We start from the raw sequence: 2786 nt of genomic DNA, 5'->3' as shown, positions 1-2786 counted from the left end.
ATGCGAGCCTCCTGCTGCTCGATTCGCGCGAGCGCAGCGCTCAGCAGTCGCTCCAGCTCCGCGATACGCGCATCTCTTGGGTCGGGCGTGGCCACGCCCCATTATTTCTAATCCGCCCCCGGCCCACGTCGAGCGTGGTGAGGCCCACCGTTCGCTGCCTCACCGCCCCCTCAGGCGAGCACCACCCCGTGAACGCTTACGCTTCAACTTGCGCATATGGCTCATGCGGTCGGCGCACATCCTCAAGCGGCGCCAGCACACAAACAGCGCAAAGCAGGAGTTCAAGCGATGCGTGCTTTACAGCCCAATCCTCTGCGCATGCCCCTTCCGCGACCGCATCATCAGCAGCAGCATGAATCCGTCGACTCACCCCATCGCGACGTCCGAATCAGGCCGTTGGCAACATCAGGAGTCATGCCCATCCGCCTCCCGAAGCCGCTCACGGCCCTCTGCCTTCTTGGCGTGGGCGTCTTCGCGCAGGCCGCCTCGCCCTCGGAGCTGCCTCCGGGGGTGAGGCCCTTGCTGGAAACCGCGCAGGCCATCAACAACGGGCTCACCCAGACGAGCTACGCGTACACGCAGGCGCCGGATGGCCAGCCGCTCATCCAGCAGCAGGACGGCGGTTGGACGGCGTACACGGACTGCTCGGGCTGGGTGAGCTACCTCGCGAGCAAGACGCTGCCCTCGCGGTACGCGGCGGTGATGAAGTTCAAGAAGGAGCGGTTCCCGCGTGAAACGAAGTGGAACTGGCCCCGCGCGTTCGTCTGGGAGGCCTGGTTCCACACCCTGGGCGCGTCACCGGCCCCCGGTGCGCCGTTCACCGCGGTGACGGACCTGCGGCAGGTGCGGCCCGGGGACATCATCGCGTGGTGCCTGGGGGACTGGTGCGACGCCGGACGCCTCCAGGAGCGCAAGAGCACCCAGGGCCTCGACAAGGATACCGGCCACATCCTCCTGGTGATGGGCACCGCGAAGCAGGTATCGCCCGCGAGCAACGGCACGCCCGCGGTCTTCGCGGTGCCGGTGCTCGACGCGTCGGACCTCAAGCACCACGCGGCGGAGGGCGCGTCCGTGCTGCCGCTGAAGGCCGTGCGCAGCTACGCGGGCTGCGGGCCGGGGGCGAAGGACTACGACCCGCGCACGTACCAGCCCGGCCAGACGCCCACCTGCGGCGGCGTGGGCCCGGGCGCCATCTACTTCCAGGTGGATGCCCAGGGCGCCCCCGTGCGGTTCCAGTTCGGCCCCCGGGATGACTTCCGCCCGAAGCCGCCGGAGCAGGGACGCATCTCCATCGGCCGTCCGGGGGCTCAGGCTCCGGCGCGCTGAAGGCACCTCGCGGTAGAGTCCGGGCCGCCGCCATGACGCCCGCCTCGCCGCCCCTCGCCGCTACTCCCCCCACGACGGCGTGGATGCACCGCGCGGTGAGGCTGTTCGCGCCGGTGGTGGGGGTGCTCGGGCTCCTGGGCCTGGTCCTCTTCTCCTTCCAGCGGGCGGACAAGGACCTGCCGTTCATCCAGTCGGACGGCTACGGCCACTACGTCTACCTGCCCGCCCTCTTCATCCAGCACGACCCCACCTTCCACCGCGAGGTGGCCAGCTGGGGCGAGGACTGGGACCCCAACGTGGGCCTCACGCTGGATGAAGGCACGCACCGCTACCTCAACCGCTTCCCGCCGGGACAGGCCCTGCTGACGCTGCCCGCGTTCTTCCTCGCGCACGCCAGCGCGGGCCTCGTGGGCGCGCCCCGGGACGGCTTCTCCACGCCCTATCAGGTCGCGGTGGCGCTCAATGGCCTGCTCGCGCTCGTCATCGGACTGGCGCTCCTGGCCCGGGTGCTGGAGTCCCTCCATCCCCCTCCCGTGGTGCTGGCGACGCTGACCGCCGTCACCTTCGCCACCAACCTGTTCCACTACGGCACCGCGGACGCCTGCTTCAGCCACGCCTATTCGTTCGCGCTCTTCGCGGCGCTGCTGTGGCTCGTGCCCCGCTGGTACCAGGCCCCTGGCGTGGGCCGTTCGCTGCTGCTGGGGCTCGTCGCCGGGCTCATCGTGCTGGTGCGCAACCCCAACGCCATCGTGTTGCTCTTCATCCCGCTGTATGGCGTCCACGACGCGGCGACCCAGCGCGCGCGGCTCGCCTTCCTGCGCGCGCACCTCCGGAGCCTCGCGTGCGTCCTGCTCGCCTTCGGCGCGGTGCTGTCGGTGCTCCTCGGCTTCTGGCACTACGCCACCGGCCACTGGCTCGTGTACTCGTACAAGGGCTTCGGCTTCCAGTTCGACCGGCCCAGGGTGCTGGCCGTCCTCTTCAGCATCCGAAAGGGCCTCTTCTTCTGGGCGCCGGTGTGGCTGTTCGCGGCGGTGGGGTTCGTGCGCGACCGCGAGCGGCTGCGGCCCTACCTGCTGCCCCTGCTCCTCTTCTTCCTCCTCCACACGTATCTGGTGTCCGCGTGGTGGCACTGGCCCTATGGCCGCAGCTTCGGTCACCGCGCCTATACGGAAGCGAGCGCGCTCTTCGCCCCCGGACTCGCCGGCTTCCTCGCCACGCTGCGCCGGCCCGCGTCCCGCCGCATCGCGGCCGGAGTGCTCGTGCTCCTCGTCCTGCTCCAGGGCTTCCTGATGCTGCGCTACTGGCAGGGGAAGCTCCCGGGAGACCGGACGACCTGGGCCGTGTACCGGAGCCTCTTCACCCCGCCGCCCTGACCCTCCCCGCCTGCCCTCCATGGGAGGGACGGGCCCACCGGACCCTCCCATGGAGGGCAGGCGGGGAGGTTCAGGGCGGCGGGGTGA

General features: G+C 70.3%; 2 protein-coding genes. Both read left to right on the top strand.

Annotated elements, in window-relative coordinates:
- The first annotated feature begins 414 nt into the window (after positions 1–414).
- Positions 415–1326, top strand: a complete 912-nt coding sequence (locus tag D7X32_RS43995) for a hypothetical protein (RefSeq protein WP_120608427.1) — start codon at positions 415–417, stop codon at positions 1324–1326.
- 32 nt (positions 1327–1358) lie between these two features.
- Positions 1359–2699, top strand: coding sequence for a hypothetical protein (locus D7X32_RS43990; RefSeq protein WP_147450522.1), 1341 nt, complete (start codon positions 1359–1361; stop codon positions 2697–2699).
- The last annotated feature ends 87 nt before the right edge of the window (positions 2700–2786 follow it).

It is taken from the genome of Corallococcus carmarthensis (genome assembly GCF_003611695.1).
In the GTDB taxonomy this organism is placed as follows: Bacteria; Myxococcota; Myxococcia; order Myxococcales; family Myxococcaceae; genus Corallococcus; species Corallococcus carmarthensis.
The sequence above is the reverse complement of the archived record's forward strand: the minus strand, read 5'-3'. Positions and strand labels throughout refer to the sequence as shown.